The organism is Shinella zoogloeoides, assembly GCF_022682305.1.
Taxonomy (GTDB): domain Bacteria; phylum Pseudomonadota; class Alphaproteobacteria; order Rhizobiales; family Rhizobiaceae; genus Shinella; species Shinella zoogloeoides_B.
Genome location: NZ_CP093528.1, coordinates 30873 through 46712, shown reverse-complemented (window position 1 = coordinate 46712; position 15840 = coordinate 30873). Strand labels below are relative to the sequence as shown.

Annotated in this window: 19 protein-coding genes; 2 read left to right on the top strand and 17 right to left on the bottom strand. The window is 64.6% G+C overall.

Going from position 1 to position 15840, the window contains the following annotated elements:
* Positions 1 to 43: 43 nt before the first annotated feature.
* Positions 44 to 403, bottom strand: coding sequence for a hypothetical protein (locus MOE34_RS00240; protein WP_242219748.1), 360 nt, complete (start codon positions 401 to 403; stop codon positions 44 to 46).
* Positions 403 to 1344, bottom strand: a complete 942-nt coding sequence (locus MOE34_RS00235) for a nucleoside hydrolase (protein ID WP_242219746.1) — start codon at positions 1342 to 1344, stop codon at positions 403 to 405. Before MOE34_RS00235 ends, MOE34_RS00240 begins: the two co-directional genes overlap by 1 nt.
* A gap of 182 nt (positions 1345 to 1526) precedes the next feature.
* Here MOE34_RS00235 and MOE34_RS00230 point away from each other — a divergent pair, with 182 nt between their 5' ends.
* The gene (locus MOE34_RS00230) at positions 1527 to 1958 is read left to right on the top strand and encodes an Hsp20 family protein (RefSeq protein WP_242219745.1); all 432 of its coding nucleotides are present in this window, start codon (positions 1527 to 1529) and stop codon (positions 1956 to 1958) included.
* A gap of 132 nt (positions 1959 to 2090) precedes the next feature.
* Positions 2091 to 2348: a DUF1150 family protein gene (locus MOE34_RS00225; RefSeq protein ID WP_064332367.1), complete on the top strand. Its 258-nt coding sequence runs from the start codon at positions 2091 to 2093 to the stop codon at positions 2346 to 2348.
* A gap of 18 nt (positions 2349 to 2366) precedes the next feature.
* Here MOE34_RS00225 and trmB read toward each other — a convergent pair whose 3' ends face one another.
* From trmB to trpS, 15 genes are all read right to left on the bottom strand, one after another.
* Positions 2367 to 3068: a tRNA (guanosine(46)-N7)-methyltransferase TrmB gene (gene trmB, locus MOE34_RS00220; RefSeq protein ID WP_242219743.1), complete on the bottom strand. Its 702-nt coding sequence runs from the start codon at positions 3066 to 3068 to the stop codon at positions 2367 to 2369.
* Positions 3069 to 3076: 8 nt separating this feature from the next.
* Positions 3077 to 4315, bottom strand: a complete 1239-nt coding sequence (gene metK / locus MOE34_RS00215) for a methionine adenosyltransferase (protein ID WP_242219741.1) — start codon at positions 4313 to 4315, stop codon at positions 3077 to 3079.
* Between the two features lie 204 nt (positions 4316 to 4519).
* Positions 4520 to 4939 (bottom strand): helix-turn-helix domain-containing protein, encoded by a 420-nt coding sequence (locus MOE34_RS00210; protein WP_242219739.1) that lies wholly within the window; start codon positions 4937 to 4939, stop codon positions 4520 to 4522.
* Positions 4940 to 5087: 148 nt separating this feature from the next.
* On the bottom strand, positions 5088 to 6671 hold the full coding sequence (lnt, locus tag MOE34_RS00205) for an apolipoprotein N-acyltransferase (protein ID WP_242219738.1): 1584 nt from the start codon (positions 6669 to 6671) through the stop codon (positions 5088 to 5090).
* A 184-nt stretch (positions 6672 to 6855) separates the two neighbouring features.
* Positions 6856 to 7995, bottom strand: a complete 1140-nt coding sequence (locus MOE34_RS00200; RefSeq protein WP_242219736.1) for a hemolysin family protein — start codon at positions 7993 to 7995, stop codon at positions 6856 to 6858.
* Between the two features lie 9 nt (positions 7996 to 8004).
* Positions 8005 to 8514: an rRNA maturation RNase YbeY gene (gene ybeY, locus MOE34_RS00195; protein ID WP_119257433.1), complete on the bottom strand. Its 510-nt coding sequence runs from the start codon at positions 8512 to 8514 to the stop codon at positions 8005 to 8007.
* Positions 8515 to 8527: 13 nt separating this feature from the next.
* On the bottom strand, positions 8528 to 9580 hold the full coding sequence (locus MOE34_RS00190) for a PhoH family protein (RefSeq protein ID WP_119257432.1): 1053 nt from the start codon (positions 9578 to 9580) through the stop codon (positions 8528 to 8530).
* A 27-nt stretch (positions 9581 to 9607) separates the two neighbouring features.
* A complete protein-coding gene (gene miaB, locus MOE34_RS00185; RefSeq protein ID WP_242219734.1) occupies positions 9608 to 10978 on the bottom strand; it encodes a tRNA (N6-isopentenyl adenosine(37)-C2)-methylthiotransferase MiaB in 1371 nt (456 codons plus the stop codon).
* Positions 10979 to 11017: 39 nt separating this feature from the next.
* A complete protein-coding gene (locus tag MOE34_RS00180; protein ID WP_242219731.1) occupies positions 11018 to 11806 on the bottom strand; it encodes a lysophospholipid acyltransferase family protein in 789 nt (262 codons plus the stop codon).
* 34 nt (positions 11807 to 11840) lie between these two features.
* On the bottom strand, positions 11841 to 12266 hold the full coding sequence (locus MOE34_RS00175; RefSeq protein WP_242219730.1) for a Fur family transcriptional regulator: 426 nt from the start codon (positions 12264 to 12266) through the stop codon (positions 11841 to 11843).
* A gap of 37 nt (positions 12267 to 12303) precedes the next feature.
* The gene (locus MOE34_RS00170; protein ID WP_242219728.1) at positions 12304 to 12798 is read right to left on the bottom strand and encodes a GNAT family N-acetyltransferase; all 495 of its coding nucleotides are present in this window, start codon (positions 12796 to 12798) and stop codon (positions 12304 to 12306) included.
* A 1-nt stretch (position 12799) separates the two neighbouring features.
* Positions 12800 to 13447 (bottom strand): tRNA (adenosine(37)-N6)-threonylcarbamoyltransferase complex dimerization subunit type 1 TsaB, encoded by a 648-nt coding sequence (gene tsaB, locus MOE34_RS00165; protein ID WP_242219725.1) that lies wholly within the window; start codon positions 13445 to 13447, stop codon positions 12800 to 12802.
* A gap of 30 nt (positions 13448 to 13477) precedes the next feature.
* The gene (locus MOE34_RS00160) at positions 13478 to 14047 is read right to left on the bottom strand and encodes a NifU family protein (RefSeq protein ID WP_242219724.1); all 570 of its coding nucleotides are present in this window, start codon (positions 14045 to 14047) and stop codon (positions 13478 to 13480) included.
* A 97-nt stretch (positions 14048 to 14144) separates the two neighbouring features.
* Positions 14145 to 14636: a universal stress protein gene (locus MOE34_RS00155; protein WP_242219722.1), complete on the bottom strand. Its 492-nt coding sequence runs from the start codon at positions 14634 to 14636 to the stop codon at positions 14145 to 14147.
* 35 nt (positions 14637 to 14671) lie between these two features.
* Positions 14672 to 15739: a tryptophan--tRNA ligase gene (gene trpS / locus MOE34_RS00150; protein WP_119257424.1), complete on the bottom strand. Its 1068-nt coding sequence runs from the start codon at positions 15737 to 15739 to the stop codon at positions 14672 to 14674.
* Positions 15740 to 15840 lie beyond the last annotated feature (101 nt).

Sequence of the window (15840 nt, the reverse complement as noted above, 5' to 3'; positions counted from 1 at the left end):
CGTTTGCGGGGATGGTCATCGGCCCTCCAGCCTGCACGGCGCGCTACTTGCGCTCCGTCGGTTGCGCCTGCAATCGGCCACGGGAACGGGAGGGAGCAGCGTTGGCAAGACGCCGCGCGGCTTCCTTCAGTTCCAGATCGGAGAAGAGGCCCCGATATTCGGGACGCAGCATCAGGGCTTCCATCGAAAGCTCCGTCTTGCGGGCATCGATCAGGCGCTCGAGGCCGGTAGTGCCGGGATTGAAGACAAGCTCCCGGGCCGCCGCCACGCCACCGTTGAGGGTGACGCAACGCCGAAGGAGGGCCGGGCGGAAGCCGAGTTCGGCAAAGCGCTCGTAAAGGCCCAGCATCTCCGTGTGGAAACGGGCCTCCACGTCCGAACCGGCACTGCGGAGGCCGCGCATCAGAGGCGGCCGATGCGCTCGGTCAGCAGCGCGAAGAAACCGTCCGCGTCGACATCCTTCACGACGCGCGCATTCGGCTTGCGGTCCGTCACCCGCCACCAGTCGACGACGGTCATGCCGGCGGTCAGCGGCGATGCGGTCTCGATCTCGACATTGCAGTCGCGGCCGCCGAAAAGCTCCGGCTTCAGGAGATAGGCGATGACCGTCGGGTCGTGCAGCGGGCCGCCGTCGGAGCCGTATTTCTCGACATCGAAGCGCTCGAAGAATTCCAGCATCGCGACCAGCGCGAGCGCCGGGCGATTGCCGAGCGCGCGCAGCTTCTCGACACGGGTCTTCAGCGTCAGGACCTTGTGGGTGACGTCGAGCGGCATCATGACGATGGGGATACCCGCCGCGAAGACCGCAGCGGCCGCCTCCGGATCGACATAGATATTGAATTCGGCGGCCGGCGTGATGTTGCCGCCCTCGAAGAAGCCGCCACCCATCATGACCAGCTCGCGCACGCGGCCGGCGATATCCGGCGCCTTCTCCAGTGCGAGCGCGATGTTCGTCAGCGGGCCGAGCGTGCAGAGCGTCACCGTGCCGGCGGGTTCGCGCCGCAGTGTCTCGACGATGAAATCGACGGCATGCTGCGGCTGAAGGGGCATTTGCGGCTCGTGCAGCTCCGGGCCGTCGAGGCCGGTCTTGCCGTGAACGTGTTCGGCCGTCACCAGAGGACGGGCGATCGGCCTGTCGGCGCCGGCGAAGACCTTCACCTCCGGCCGGGAACAGAACTCCAGGATGATGCGGGCATTGGTGGACGTGCGCGACAGCGGCACGTTGCCGGCGACGGTGGTGATGCCGAGGATTTCGAGTTCGGGGCTGCCGAGCGCCAGCATGATGGCCGCGGCGTCGTCCTGGCCGGGATCCGTGTCGATGATGATTTTCCGTGGCTCAGACATGCCCTTACCGTTCCTTCGAATCTCGTGTTTCCAGCCCGCGCCGCGCGAGCGAAGCGGGGACTATATTTGCAACGCCGCCTTTCGCAAGCGTCTTGCGCCGGGCAGCCGCAATCACCATATTGCAGCCGTCGGGATGCCGAAGCCGGGTCCCGCCAAAGTCGCTTGAAGCCAAGGACTGGACGATGACACGCATGACCCCTTTCACGAGCCCGCTGCTCCTGGGTTTCGACGCCATGGAGAAGACCCTTGAGCGCATCGCCAAGGGCAATGACGGTTACCCTCCGTACAATATCGAACGGCTGCGTTCGAACGGCGAGACCGGCGCACCCGAGCGCCTGCGCATCACGCTCGCCGTCGCCGGTTTCTCCGACGAGGAGCTGGACGTGACGACCGAGGAGAACCAGCTCGTCATTCGCGGCCGCCAGGTCGACAGCGGCGAGCGGGACTATCTTTACCGCGGCATCGCGGCCCGGCAGTTCCAGCGCACCTTCGTGCTTGCCGACGGCATGCGCGTTCAGGGCGCGGAGCTGAAGAACGGCCTGCTCTCGGTCGATCTCGTCCGGCCGGAGCCGGCGCGAATGGTAAAGAAAATTAACATTTCCGTATCAGACTAGGTCATGAGCCGTTCCTGCGGGAACACCCGCCGGAACGTTTCAAGCGTAACCTGATCGCCTGACGTACCGATGGGCCATTGTGGCCGTGGACGTCCGGTGGCCGGAACATCCGGCATTGCCATGGAGGCAAAAATGGGCCTGAAAACCGTAACTCCCACCGTATCGAAGGCGGATCTCGCGCATCTCGGCGCAGGCGAAGTCGGCTATATCCGCAAGATGAAGGCGGACGAGGTCTCGCGCGTCTTCCCGGAAGCGCCCGAAATCGACCCGAGCCTCGATCTCTGGGCGCTGTTCGGCGCGGACGGCACGCCGATCCTCCTCACCGACAACCGTTCCAGCACCTTCTACAAGGCCGCCGAGGACGACCTGCGCACGGTCAGCCTGCACTAGGACGATCCGGACCTTCCGTCAGAGCCGGCGGAAGGTGAGGTAAGCCGACTTGCGGCCCTCGCGCTTGGCCTTGGCCTCGTAGCGCGTGCCCGGCCAGCCGGCATAGGGCGTCAGCCAATCGGCCGCGTTTTCCGCGGTCCAGACGAAAGCGGGATGCGCCCCGCAATGCATCAGCGTCCAGTTGACATAGGTATCGATGTCGGACGCGAAGCAGAAGACGCCGCCGGGCTTCAGCACCCGGGCAAAGCGGTCCAGATTGACTTTGGACACGAAGCGTCGCTTCCAGTGCTTCTTCTTCGGCCAGGGATCGGGATAGAGAAGATCGATCTGATCGAGTGACCCAGCCGGCAACCAATCCAGCAATTCCGTTGCATCGTCATCGTAAAGCCGGATGTTCTTCGCGCCCGTCTCCTCGACGCTGCCGATGAGCTTGGCCATGGAATTGACGAAGGGCTCGACGCCGATGAAGGCCGTATCCGGCGTTTCCTGCGCGCGATGGATGAGATGTTCGCCGCCGCCGAAGCCGATCTCGAGGCGCATGCGATCGGGCCTGAAATCGTAGAGCGTGGCGATATCCGCCGGCGCGGGAGCCGAAAGATCGACCTTCAGCGCCGGCAGCAGCGTCTCCAGATGCAGCGCCTGCCGCTCGCGCAACGGTTTTCCCTTGCGGCGACCGAAGAAGGCTTCGGTCGCGCGGCTGCGGCGTTGTGCATCGGTCATGGTCGGCCTCAGTTCTTGATAGCGTCCTTGAGGGCCTTGACGAGGTCGAGGCGCTCCCAGGAGAAGGAACCGTCACGGCCGGCCTTGCGGCCGAAATGCCCGTAGGCGGCGGTCTTGGCGTAAATCGGCTTGTTGAGGTCGAGGTGACGGCGGATGCCCGACGGAGAGAGGTCCATGACCTTGCGGATCGCGGCTTCCACCTCGTCCTCGCTCACCTTGCCCGTGCCGTGCAGATCGACATAGATCGACAGGGGCTGGGCAACGCCGATGGCGTAGGAGATCTGGATCGTGCAGCGCTCGGCAAGGCCGGCGGCAACGACGTTCTTGGCGAGGTAGCGGGCGGCATAAGCGGCCGAGCGGTCGACCTTGGTCGTGTCCTTGCCGGAGAAGGCGCCGCCGCCATGGGGCGCTGCGCCGCCATAGGTATCGACGATGATCTTGCGGCCGGTTAGGCCGGCGTCACCATCCGGGCCGCCGATGACGAACTTGCCCGTCGGGTTGATGTACCAGGAGCAATCGTCGGCGATCTTGATGTCGGCCAGTGCTTCACGGATATACGGCTCGACGACCTCGCGCACCTTCTTCGAATCCCAGCTTGCATCGAGATGCTGCGTGGATAGCACGATGGAGGCGACGTCAGCGGGCTTGCCATCGACATAGCGTACCGTCACCTGGCTCTTGGCATCCGGGCCGAGCTTGCCGGCATCGCCCACGCCCTTCTTGCGGGCATCGGCGAGGAGCTGGAGGATACGGTGCGAATAATAGAGCGGGGCCGGCATGAGTTCGGCCGTCTCGCGGCAGGCGTAGCCGAACATGATGCCCTGGTCGCCGGCGCCCTCGTCACCCTGCTTGTCGGCGGCGTTGTCGACACCCTGAGCGATGTCGGCGGACTGGGAATGCAGCAGCACGTCGATCTTCACCGTCTTCCAGTGGAAGCCGTCCTGCTCATAGCCGATATCGCGGATCGCCTTGCGGGCGGCCGACTTGAACTTGGCGGGGTTGATGACATCCTTGCCGTCCCTGTACTTCTTGAGCAGGCTCGGCGGCAGGCGCACTTCACCGGCGATCACCACGCGGTTGGTCGTCGCAAGCGTCTCGCAGGCGATGCGGACCGACCACGGATCGATCTTCGACTTCACGGCCTCGCGATAGACCAGATCGACGATCTCGTCGGAGATACGATCGCAAACCTTGTCGGGATGGCCTTCAGCGACGGACTCGCTGGTGAAGAGATAGCTGCTGCGCATGCGGGAATTCCCCTCAAAGAAAATGACTGCGACGTTGTTATTCAACTCGCCCGGCAAAGACAAGCACACAAGGACATAAGAATGTCTTTATATGACCTGGGCAATGCCGATTTTCCGGGGCTGTCGCATGGAGGCTACAGGCGTGCGGCCCATAAAAAACGGCCCCGAAGGGCCGCTTTTTTCATTCACGCGTTCAGGACACGCTCATTCGGTCTCGGATTCGGCGGCCAGCGCCTTCACCAGATCGACCAGCTTGCGGCGCACCTTGGGATCGCCGATCTTCACGAAGGCGCGGTTGAGCTGCAGGCCTTCGGAAGAGGAGAGGAAATCGACCACATAGTTGGAGCTGGAAGCCTCGGCGAGGCCGGTCTGGGAATCAGCCTGCTCACCCGGCGCATCCTCGAAGAAGAAGGAGACGGGCACGTTGAGAATGCTCGAAATGTTCTGCAGGCGGCTGGCGCCGACGCGGTTCGTGCCCTTCTCGTATTTCTGGATCTGCTGGAAGGTGATGCCGAGACTTTCGCCCAGCTTCTCCTGGCTCATGCCGAGCATGGTCCTGCGAAGCCTGATCCGGCTGCCGACATGAATATCGATCGGATTCGGCTTCTTCTTGTTTTCCATCATCACTTTAAGTCCTAATGCGGATATGGCCCCTACCCTACCGATGGCCCCACGCGACCATAACGTCACGTTGCATGCGCAAACTCTCAAGGTCGCTACAATACAGGAGAACCGCCGGCGGGGTGCACTATGCTATTTTAGGGGTTTTGGGTCAATTCACCCTGTTTCTAAAACCAATGCGGGAAATGGCCGCCATGGCAAAGAGTGCGGCCAACAGGAGCGGAAGCACCCAGTTCCGCCACTTCGCCTCTTCTCCCGGCGAAAATTTTCCCGGAATAGTTGCATCAACCACGCCGACGGCACCATAGGCCAGACCGGAGACCAGCCGCCCACGCGCATCGACCACGGCCGAAATGCCGTTGTTGGCGGCCCGAATCAACGGCATGCCGCGCTCGATCGCGGTGAGGCGCGCCTGAAGGAAATGCTGGTAGGGGCCGGGCGTGTCGCCGAACCATGCGTCGTTGGTGACGTTCAGAAGCGCGGCCGCCCCATCCGCCGTCGCGGCGATCTCCGAGGGGAAGACCGCCTCATAGCAGATCAACGGATAGAAGCCCCTGCCGGCGGCGGTCAGCACCTGATGCTCGCGCGCGGCCGAGAAGCCGCCCGGCATGGCGACCGCGCTCACACCGAGGCTTTCGAAGACCTCCGCGAAGGGCATGTATTCGCCGAAGGGCACGAGATGCACCTTGTCGGCGGCGGCGATGATCTGTCCCTTGCCGTCGACGACATAGATGGAATTGTAGTAGCGCGGCGCCTTGCCGGAGCCGGCGCTTTCGCTGCGGACCGCCCCGGCGATCAGCATCTGGTCATCCTCCAGCACCTCGGCGATGCGCACCAGCGCGTCGGGGTTGTCCGTCAGGATGAAGGGGATGGAGGTTTCGGGCCAGACGATGACATCCGGCCGCTTGCCCCCCGCCTCGGGCGCGGCCGCGCTCAACGCCAGATGCCGCTCGAAAATCTCCGCCCGGGCGGAATCGTCGAGCTTCATGGTCTGGTCGATAGCGGGCTGGACGAGGCGGACGGTCACCGCCTCGCCTTGCGGCGAGGGAGCGATATGGAGCGCGTAGTAACCGTAGGCGACATGGGCGGCGAAAAGCAGCGTCGCCAGCGCAAGACCGAGGCCACGGCCGCGCCGCGTGCCCAGGAGCGCCGGCGCGGCGAAGACGAAGACGGCAAGCGCATTCATGCCGGCAATACCGACGACGCCGGCGGATTGCATGAGCAGCGGCACGGGCATCGCGCCATAGCCGACCGCGTTCCAGGGGAAACCGGTGAAGACGAAGCCGCGCAGCCATTCCGCAATCCCGAAGGCGAAGGCGAGCGCCGCGATGCGCCCCATGCCGTCCGACCAGAGGAGGCGGGCGAGCGCGGCGGCGAAACCGTAGTAGACGGCAAGGCAAGCAGGCAGGCCCAGAACGGCGAGCGGCAGCGCCCAGGCGAAGGCGTCCGCCTCGACCAGCAGCGCATTGCCAAGCCACCAGAGACCGCCAACGAAATAACCGAAGCCGAAGCACCAGCCGATGCGGAAGGCGGGCGCGAAGCGCCGCAGGAAACCGGCATCCGGCGCCGCGCTCGCGCCGTCGAGCAGCCAGACGAAAAGGGTGAACGAAACGAAGAGCACGGCGAAGAAGCCGAAGGGCGGCAGCGCCAGCACGCCGACCAGACCCGCAAGAAATGCCACCAGCGCCCGTCTTGTCCCAGACAGGAGCATGACCTTGCCCGCGAGCCGCTCCATGCCATCCCCTTTGTGTGTCCCCGAATCAGCCGCGCCAGTGTTCCAAAAAAGAAGCGGCTTGTCCTGTGTCATGAGGGGACATGTCGGGATGGCCATTCCGGAGGGTTGCAGGGATGCCGTGCCCCTCATCCGGCCTGCCGGCCACCTTCTCCCCGCAAGCGGGGAGAGGGTTAGGGTGAGAGGCCTATTCCGCCCCGGCCTCATCATTACGCTGTTCGCTCAGCTTGGCGGGAGCAGTGCCCTCGCCTTCCGGCCGGCGCTCGCGGCGGCGGACGGAGCCGGCGCGCTTGCGGGTGACGCGCACGCGCTTGACGCGGCGCGGGTCCGCGTCGAGGACGTGGAATTCGAAGCCGGGCACGGCCTGCACGACCTCGCCGCGCACCGGGATGCGGCCGAGCGAGGCGAAGATCAGGCCGCCGAGCGTATCGGCATCTTCAAGCTGTTCGCGGATATCGAAATCGGAACCGATGGCTTCGGCCAGTTCCTCAAGCTCGACGCGGGCATCGGCGATGAAGACGTCGTCGCTGACGCGCTGGATCATCGCCTCGTCGTCGTCGTGCTCGTCCTCGATATCGCCGACGACCATCTCGACGATGTCTTCCAGCGAGGCGAGGCCGTCCGTGCCGCCATATTCGTCGATGACGAGGGCCATCTGGGTGCGGTCGGCCTGCATGCGCGCCATGAGGTCGGCGGCCAGCATCGATGGCGGCACGAAGAGGACCGGGCGGATGATGCCGGCTTCGGCAACGGTCTTGGAAAGATCGACGCGGCCGAGGTCGAATTCGGCCTTTGGCGTACGCGCCGGCTTTTCGCCGGTAACGGCAGCGGGCTTTGCACCATTGCGGCGCTTGTTGCGGGCCTGTTTGGTGACGTAGGCGAGCAGGTCGCGGATGTGGACCATGCCGCGCGGATCATCCAGGCTCTCGTTATAGACCGGCATGCGCGAGCGGCCGGAATCCTCGAAGATCACCATCAGTTCGGCAATGGTGATGTCCTGGTCGACGGCCTCGATATCGGCGCGCGGGACCATGACGTCCTCGACGCGCACCTCGCGGAAGCGGAGAATATTGTGCAGCATCGCCCGTTCTTCGGGCAGGAAGGCCGGCTCGCCGCCGGTGTCTTCCGTCATCAGGGCCTCGGCGAGGTCCTTGCGCAGCGTGGAGGCGCCCGTCATGCGCCAAAGCCGTGTCGCACGGGACCAGAAGGATGACCGGCCCCCGCTTTCCTGCTTCGGCGCGCTGCTACTACTGCCCGCCTCGTCCTGACTTGAGGCGTCCGCCTCGTTCTTTTCCGCCGCTGCCGGCTGATTTCTAAAGTCGCTCATTGGTCCAAACTATTCTTCGGGGCCATCCCCGTAGGGGTCAGATAGGCCAAGCTCGGCAAGAATGCGAGTCTCAAGCCCCTCCATTTTTTCAGCCTCTTCGTCTTCCATATGATCATAACCGAAGAGATGCAGAAATCCATGCACCATGAGATGCGTGAGATGATCGTCGAAAGACTTGCCGAGATCGGCCGCCTCGCGGGTCAATGTCTCCTCGGCGAAGATGATGTCGCCGAGCATCGGACCCGGCATCTTTCCGGGCGTCACCGGGAAGGCGGGGAAGGACAGGACGTTGGTCGGCTTGTCCTGGCTGCGCCATTCCGCATTGATGGCGCGGATGCTTTCGTCATTCGTGAAGACGAGGGAGACTTCCGGCGCGCCGGTCTTCGGGAAGGGCTGCTTTTCCTGCTTTCGCAGATAATCCGCCGCCGCGCCGAGCACGCGCCCGCTCATTTCGAAAAGGCGTTCCTCGGAGGGCCATGCGCCCTCCTCTATGGAGATCTGGATATCGAGTTCGCTCATCAGGTATCCGGCCTCAGCGGTCCGGCAGCTCGCTTTCGTCCTGCACTGCCGTCTGCGCCTCGTAGGCGCGGACGATGCGGGCGACCATCGGATGGCGCACGACGTCGACATCCTTGAAGCGGACGACCGAGACGCCCTCGACACCCTTGAGGATCTGCAGGGCTTCCACGAGACCGGACTTCACGCCGCGCGGCAGGTCGACCTGGCTCGGATCGCCCGTGACGATCATGCGGCCGTTCTCGCCGAGACGCGTCAGGAACATCTTCATCTGCATCGAGGTCGTGTTCTGCGCCTCGTCGAGGATGACGGCGGCGTTGGCGAGCGTGCGGCCGCGCATGAAGGCGAGCGGCGCGATCTCGATGACGCCGGCCGTGATGGCGCGTTCGACCTTGTCGCCCGGCATCATGTCGTAGAGCGCGTCATAGAGCGGACGCAGATAGGGATCGACCTTCTCCTTCATGTCGCCGGGCAGGAAGCCGAGGCGCTCGCCGGCTTCGACGGCGGGACGAGAGAGGATGATGCGGTCCACCGCGCCGCGCTCGAGAAGCTGGGCGGCATAAGCGACGGCGAGATAGGTCTTGCCCGTGCCGGCCGGGCCGACGCCGAAGACGAGCTCTGACCGCTCCAGCGCGCGGATATAGGTATCCTGCGTCGGCGTGCGGGCGGCGATGGTCTTCTTGCGGGTGGAGATCTGCGACATGGTAAGCTTGGCTTTACGCTCCATCGTCGGCAGGGACAACTGGTCGTCGGCCGCGATCGCCATGCGGATGGCGCCCTCGACGTCGGACAGCTCGATCGAGCCGCCCTTCTGGAGCCGGTCGTAGAGATAATCCAGCGCGCGGCGGGCCTGGTTGGTGGCCATGACTTCACCGGAGATGGAAACGGAATTGCCCCGCGCTCGCGCATCGATGTTGAGGCGCTGTTCCAGAAGCTTCAGGTTCTGGTCGAACTGGCCGAAAAGCTCGCTTGCGTATCGATTGTTCTCGAAAGTGAGCACGAATTGATTGGCGTCGGTCTGGCTTTTCGACTGGCGCGGCGATGACGTCGTCAGTTCGTGTCCGTTCAAGCGGTCAAGCTCCTTGAAATCCGCCCGTCAACCGATCGCTTGCGCGAAGAGGCTGTTGGGCCCGGCATCGGTGATTCGTACCCGGATAATGTCACCGATTTCCGAACCTTTTGCATCAATATTCACAGGCTGCAGCCAGGGCGAGCGGCCGACGAGCTGGCCGGGCTTGCGTCCGGGCTTCTCCAGAAGCAGGTCGATCTCCTTGCCGACGCAGCCGAGGGCGAATTCGCCCTGCTGGCGGAAGAGCAAAGCCTGCAATCTTTCAAGGCGTTCGGTCTTCACGACCTCTTCGACATGGCCGTCCATCTCCGCGCCGGGCGTGCCGGGGCGGGTGGAATACTTGAACGAAAATGCCTGTGCATAACCGACCGTCTCGACGAGGCGCATCGTGTCCTCGAAGTCCTGATCGGTCTCGCCGGGGAAGCCGACGATGAAATCGCCGGATATGGCGAGTTCCGGCTGGACGGCGCGGATGCGTTCGATGAGGGCGATGTATTCGGCTGCCGTATGGCGGCGGTTCATGGCCTTCAGGATGCGGTCGGAGCCGGCCTGCACCGGCAGATGCAGGTAGGGCATCAGCTTGGGCAGGTCGCGATGCGCCTCGATGAGGCGGTCGTCCATGTCGCGCGGGTGGCTGGTCGTGTAGCGCAGGCGCGCAAGGCCCTCGATTTCGGCAAGGCGGTAGAGAAGATCGCCGAGGCCCCATTCGCGGCCGTCCGGGCCGAGGCCGTGCCAGGCGTTGACGTTCTGGCCGAGCAGGGTGATTTCACGCACGCCCGCCTCAGCGAGGCGCTCGGCCTCGGCGACGATCTGCATGACGGGGCGGGAGACTTCCGAGCCGCGGGTATAGGGCACCACGCAGAAGGTGCAGAACTTGTCGCAGCCTTCCTGCACGGTGAGGAAGGCGGTGACGCCGCGCGCGCGGGTCTTCGCCTTTTCCGGCGCGGGCAGATGCTCGAACTTGTCTTCCAGTGCATAATCCGTCTCGACCACGCGCTCGCCGCCCTTGGCGCGGCGCAGCGCTTCCGGCAGGCGGTGATAGGTCTGCGGGCCGACGACGAGATCGACGGCAGGGGCGCGGCGCAGGATCTCCTTGCCCTCGGCCTGGGCGACGCAGCCGGTGACGCCGATCACCATCTCGCGGCCGCCCTTCGCCCGGGCCTTCTTCATCTCGCGCAGGCGGCCGAGTTCGGAATAGACCTTTTCGGCGGCCTTCTCGCGGATGTGACAGGTATTGAGGAGAACGAGGTCGGCCTCTTCCAGCACGTCCGTCGCCTGATAGCCGTCCTTCGACAGCGCATCGGTCATGCGCTCGCTGTCATAGACGTTCATCTGACAGCCGTAGGTCTTGACGAAGACCTTGCGGGTGCTCGGCGTGGAGAGGGATTGTTCGCTCATGGCGGCTTCCATAGGGGAAAAAGGCCGAAATTTGAAGCTCTATCTGCCGCGCAGGCGCGCGCCGAGCATGGCGCGGATGCGCGCACCGACCGTGCGGCTCACCGCCTTGCGGTTGCTCGTCCGGGTATAGTCGACGCGCTCGCCGAAATCGACATCGACATCGACCGCCCCTTCCCGCGCGATGCCGAGAAGGTGGGGGAGGAGCTCGATATCGCCGGGCCAGGCCGCGAGCGGCCGGTGGTAGCGCCCCATCGCCATGCCGTGCACGCCCGTATAGGCGATGGAGACGGGCTGGATGTGGACGACGCCATCAGGCGCATGCGGCACGGCGGAGGCGGCCGCGCCGAAGAGCGAGGACTTGACCTCCAGAAGCTGGTTGCCGTCCGAGGTGGTGCCTTCGGGAAAGAGCACGACGACCTCACCGTCCGCCAGACGCCGCGCGATCTCGTCCACCTGGTCGCCGGTCTTCTGGCGCTGCTCGCGCTCGACGAAGATCGTCGCCTGCAGGCGGGCGAGGACGCCGAAGACCGGCCAGCCGCGCACCTCGGATTTCGCGATATAGACGACATCGGCGATGGAACCGAGCACCATGATGTCCTTCCAGGAGGCATGGTTGGCGGCGATCAGCAGGGGGCGGCTTCTTTCCAGGGTGCCGTGCACGCGCACCTTGAGGCCGAGCACGCGGCAGGCGACGCGGTGCCAGAGGCGCGGGATGTAACGGCGGACCTTCAGGTTGAAGCGCAGGCCGACGAGCTGGACAGGCAGCAGGACGAGCGTAACCGCGAGCAGGACGACGAGACCGATGGCGATGCGCAGCCAGGTGATCACGCGGTCACCCGAGGGTGCTGCGAGCCCTCCCGCCTCACTCGCCCTCCTTGAGGGGAATCCCGTAGAGTTCCAGGCGGTGATCGACCAGCTTGAAGCCGTGCTCGCGGGCGATACGTTCCTGCAAGGCCTCGATCTCGGGCGAATGGAATTCGATGACCTGGCCGTTCTTGAGGTCGATCAGGTGGTCGTGATGCTCGTCCGGCACGGTCTCGTAGCGCGAACGCCCGTCGCGGAAATCATGGCGCTCGATGATGCCCGCATCCTCGAAGAGCTTGACCGTTCGGTAGACGGTGGAGATGGAGATGCGCGCATCGACGGCGGAGGAGCGGCGATAGAGCTCTTCCACATCCGGGTGATCGGCGGAAGCCTCGAGCACGCGCGCGATGACGCGGCGCTGCTCGGTCATGCGCATGCCGCGCTCGACGCAAAGCTCTTCCAGCGATTTTTCCGCATCCGCCATACGATCTGCCCTTTCGTTCGGCCCTCCCGAAAGGGGACTAGCGAAGATCGCGCCGCATGACAAGCGCCGTGGACCGGGTGCCATCGGCAGCGGCGTAATAGGCCTTGCGCTCGCCGACCTTGGAAAAGCCGAGCTTGCCGTAGAGACCGCGGGCCGCGACATTGCCCTCGTCCACCTCCAGGAAGATATCCTCGGCGCCGCGCATCTTCGCCTCGTGCATCGCCGCCAGCATCAGCCGCCAGCCGAGACCGGCGCGGCCGAATCGCTCATCGACGCCGATGGTCAGGATTTCCGCCTCGCCTGCCGTGGCGCGCGCCAGGACAAAGCCACCGGCCGCGCGGCCTAGGGCGCCCTGCCTGACCGCGAGGAAGCCGAAGACGGGGCCCTGCGACAGAAGGGAGTGAAACTCGCCGTCGTTCCACGGCTGGGGGAACCGCGCCCGGTGCAGGGTTGCCGCGATGCCGGCATCGTCCGTTTCGAGGGGGAAGATGTCGAAGACGGGCTTGCGAGTGAAATAGTCAGCGAGCGACATGTCACGCCCTCCGGATCGCGAAACCCGCCTGCGGCTTGGCATCGGGACCGCGCAGGTAAAGCGGCTTCGGCAGATGATTTTCAGGAGAAAGCTGCGCGCCGAGGCGGGCGACAGTGGCGATGGAAACGCTATCGATGCCCTGCGACACACCGTCCCGCAAGAGATGGGCGGCGGAGCCTACGAGCGCGCCGTCATGGACGGCGGCGATGGCGCGGGCCTCCGTGATGGCGGCGATGGCGGCCGGCGTCGCTTCCGAACCATCCACGGCGAAGCGCTGCCAGTAGACCTCGTCGCGCTTGGCATCCATGGCGACCATGAGCGGCGCGCCGGTCCGATGATCGGCGGCGAGCGCAGCTAGGCTGGAAACGCCGACCGTGGGAACGCCGAGGGCGAGCGCAAGGCCGCGCGCGGCGGCAACGCCGACACGGATGCCGGTGAAGGAGCCGGGACCTACAGTGACGGCGATGCGGCCGACGGCCTTGATATCGAGGCCCGCGGCATCGAGCGCCGCGTCGACGAACTCCATCAGCCGCTCGGCATGGCCGCGGCCGATATCGGCTCCAGCGACGCCGAGGACAGCATCCCGGTTGGAATCATAGAGCGCCGCGTAGCAGCCGGTGCCCGCCGTATCGATCGCAAGGACGATCATGCCGGGCATCCCGGTTTCACGGAACGGGCCTTATGCGACGGCTTCAACTTCCTGCACTTCCGGTACGAAATGGCGGAGAAGGTTCTGGACGCCGTGCTTGAGCGTCGCCGTCGAGGACGGGCAGCCCGAGCAGGCGCCCTTCATGTTGAGGTAGACGACACCGTCGCGGAACCCCTTGAAGGTGATGTCGCCGCCGTCCTGCGCAACGGCCGGGCGAACGCGCGTATCGAGCAGTTCCTTGATGGTGGCGACGATGGTCTCGTCGCCCTCGTTGAAGAACTCGCCCTCGTCGTCCTCGCTGCCGCCGAGCGCACCGCCGGCAAGAACCGGCAGGCCGGACATGAAGTGTTCCATGATGTTGCCGAGGATCGCCGGCTTCATGTGCTGCCAGTCGGCATCATCCTTGGTGACGGTGATGAAATCGTAGCCGAGGAACACGCCCTTGACGCCCGGAATGCCGAAGAGGCGGGCGGCGAGCGGGGATGCGGCCCGCGCTTCCGTCTCGTCGCGGAACTCGGCCGTGCCGGTCTCCAGCACCACCTTGCCCGGCAGGAACTTCAGGGTCGACGGGTTCGGCGTCGCTTCGGTCTGGATGAACATCTTTCTCTCCGTGCGGCCAGCCGCTTTGGTCGGCCCATACATTTAGAATAATTCAAAAGAAGATAGGCGTTTCCGCCCCGCTCTTCAAGACGGAAGGTCAGCTCAATGCGTCGAGTTCCTCGTCGCTGAGCTGATCCGGGATGACCGTCACGGGAATGGGGAAGGCCTGCCCGCGGCTGGCGAGGGAGGAAACCAGCGGCCCCGGCCCCTCCTTTGCGGAGCCGGCGGCCAGAACGAGGATCGCGATGTCGCGATCCTCATCGATGAGACCGTTGATCTGCTCGCTGGCGACGCCTTCGCGGATCACCGTTTCCGGCTCGATGCCGATAGCCTCGCGCAGCGCTTGCGCCGCCTTGGCGAGCACGGCTTCCGCTTCCTCGCGCGCTTCCGCCCGCATGATCTCCTCGACGCCCAGCCATTGCTGGAAATCGGCATTGGCGATCACGTAGAGCAGGACGACGGCGCCGTTGGAATTCTTCGCACGCATTCCCGCATAGTGGACGGCACGCTGGCATTCCGGCGTATCGTCGATGACCGCCAGGAACTTGCGGCGGTGACCCTCAAGGCGGGAAAGTCGGCGAGAAACCATGCGCGCTCCTGATATGCGGTCTTTTCGCGGCGACCTTACTGCACAAAACCGATGATGTCGCGAACTTCCTTCATGGTTTTTTCCGCCCTTGCCCGCGCCCTTTCGCCGCCGTCCCGGAGGATCGCGTCGATGTGGCTCGTGTCGTCCATCAGGCGGCGCATCTCGTCGGTGATCGGCGAGAGGACGTTGACGGCGAGATCGACCAGCGCCGGCTTGAAGACCGAGAATTGCTGGCCGCCGAATTCGGCGAGGATGTCCGCCTTGGACTTGTCGGAGAGCGCGGCATAGATGCCGACGAGATTTTCCGCCTCGGGACGACCCTTCAGGCCTTCGGCTTCGCTCGGCAAGGCGTCCGGGTCGGTCTTGGCCTTGCGGATCTTCTTGGAGATGGTGTCGGCATCGTCGAGCAGGTTGATGCGCGAAAGGTCCGAGGCATCCGACTTCGACATCTTCTTCGTGCCATCGCGCAGGCTCATGACGCGCGGTGCAGGACCACCGATCAGCGGCTCGACCATTGGGAAATAGGCATGCACCGGCTCCTCGCCAACGACGATGTCGACACCCGTGCCGGCCTTGCGGATGTGGCTGCCGAAGTCGATGTTGAACTTCTGCGCGATGTCGCGTGTCAGCTCCAGATGCTGCTTCTGGTCGTCGCCGACCGGAACATGGGTCGCGCGATAGACGAGGATGTCGGCCGCCATCAGGCTCGGATAGGCGAGCAGGCCGAGGGAGACCTGCTCGGCATTCTTGCCGCCGGCCTTGTCCTTGAACTGCGTCATGCGCTCCATCCAGCCGATGCGCGCCACGCAATTGAAGATCCAGGCGAGCTCGGAATGCTGCGGCACAGCGGACTGGTTGAAGACGATATGCTTCTTCGGGTCGATACCGGAGGCAATGAAGGCGGCGGCGATGGAGCGGATCTGGTTCCGCATGTCCTCATGCACGAGCTGCGCGGTGAGCGCGTGGAGGTCGACGACGCAATAGATGCAGTCGTTGTCTTCCTGCAGGGCGACGAACTTGCGGATCGCGCCCAGATAGTTGCCGAGGTGAAGATTGCCGGTCGGCTGGACGCCGGAGAAGACGAGAGGCTTGAATGCGCTCATGACGGTGTTTCCTTCAGGCGGGTGGAGGGCCTGGTCCCAGTTGCACGAGCAATTCCGGGAAAATCTTCAGCCGGAACTGCCTATAAAAATACGTCGCGCTT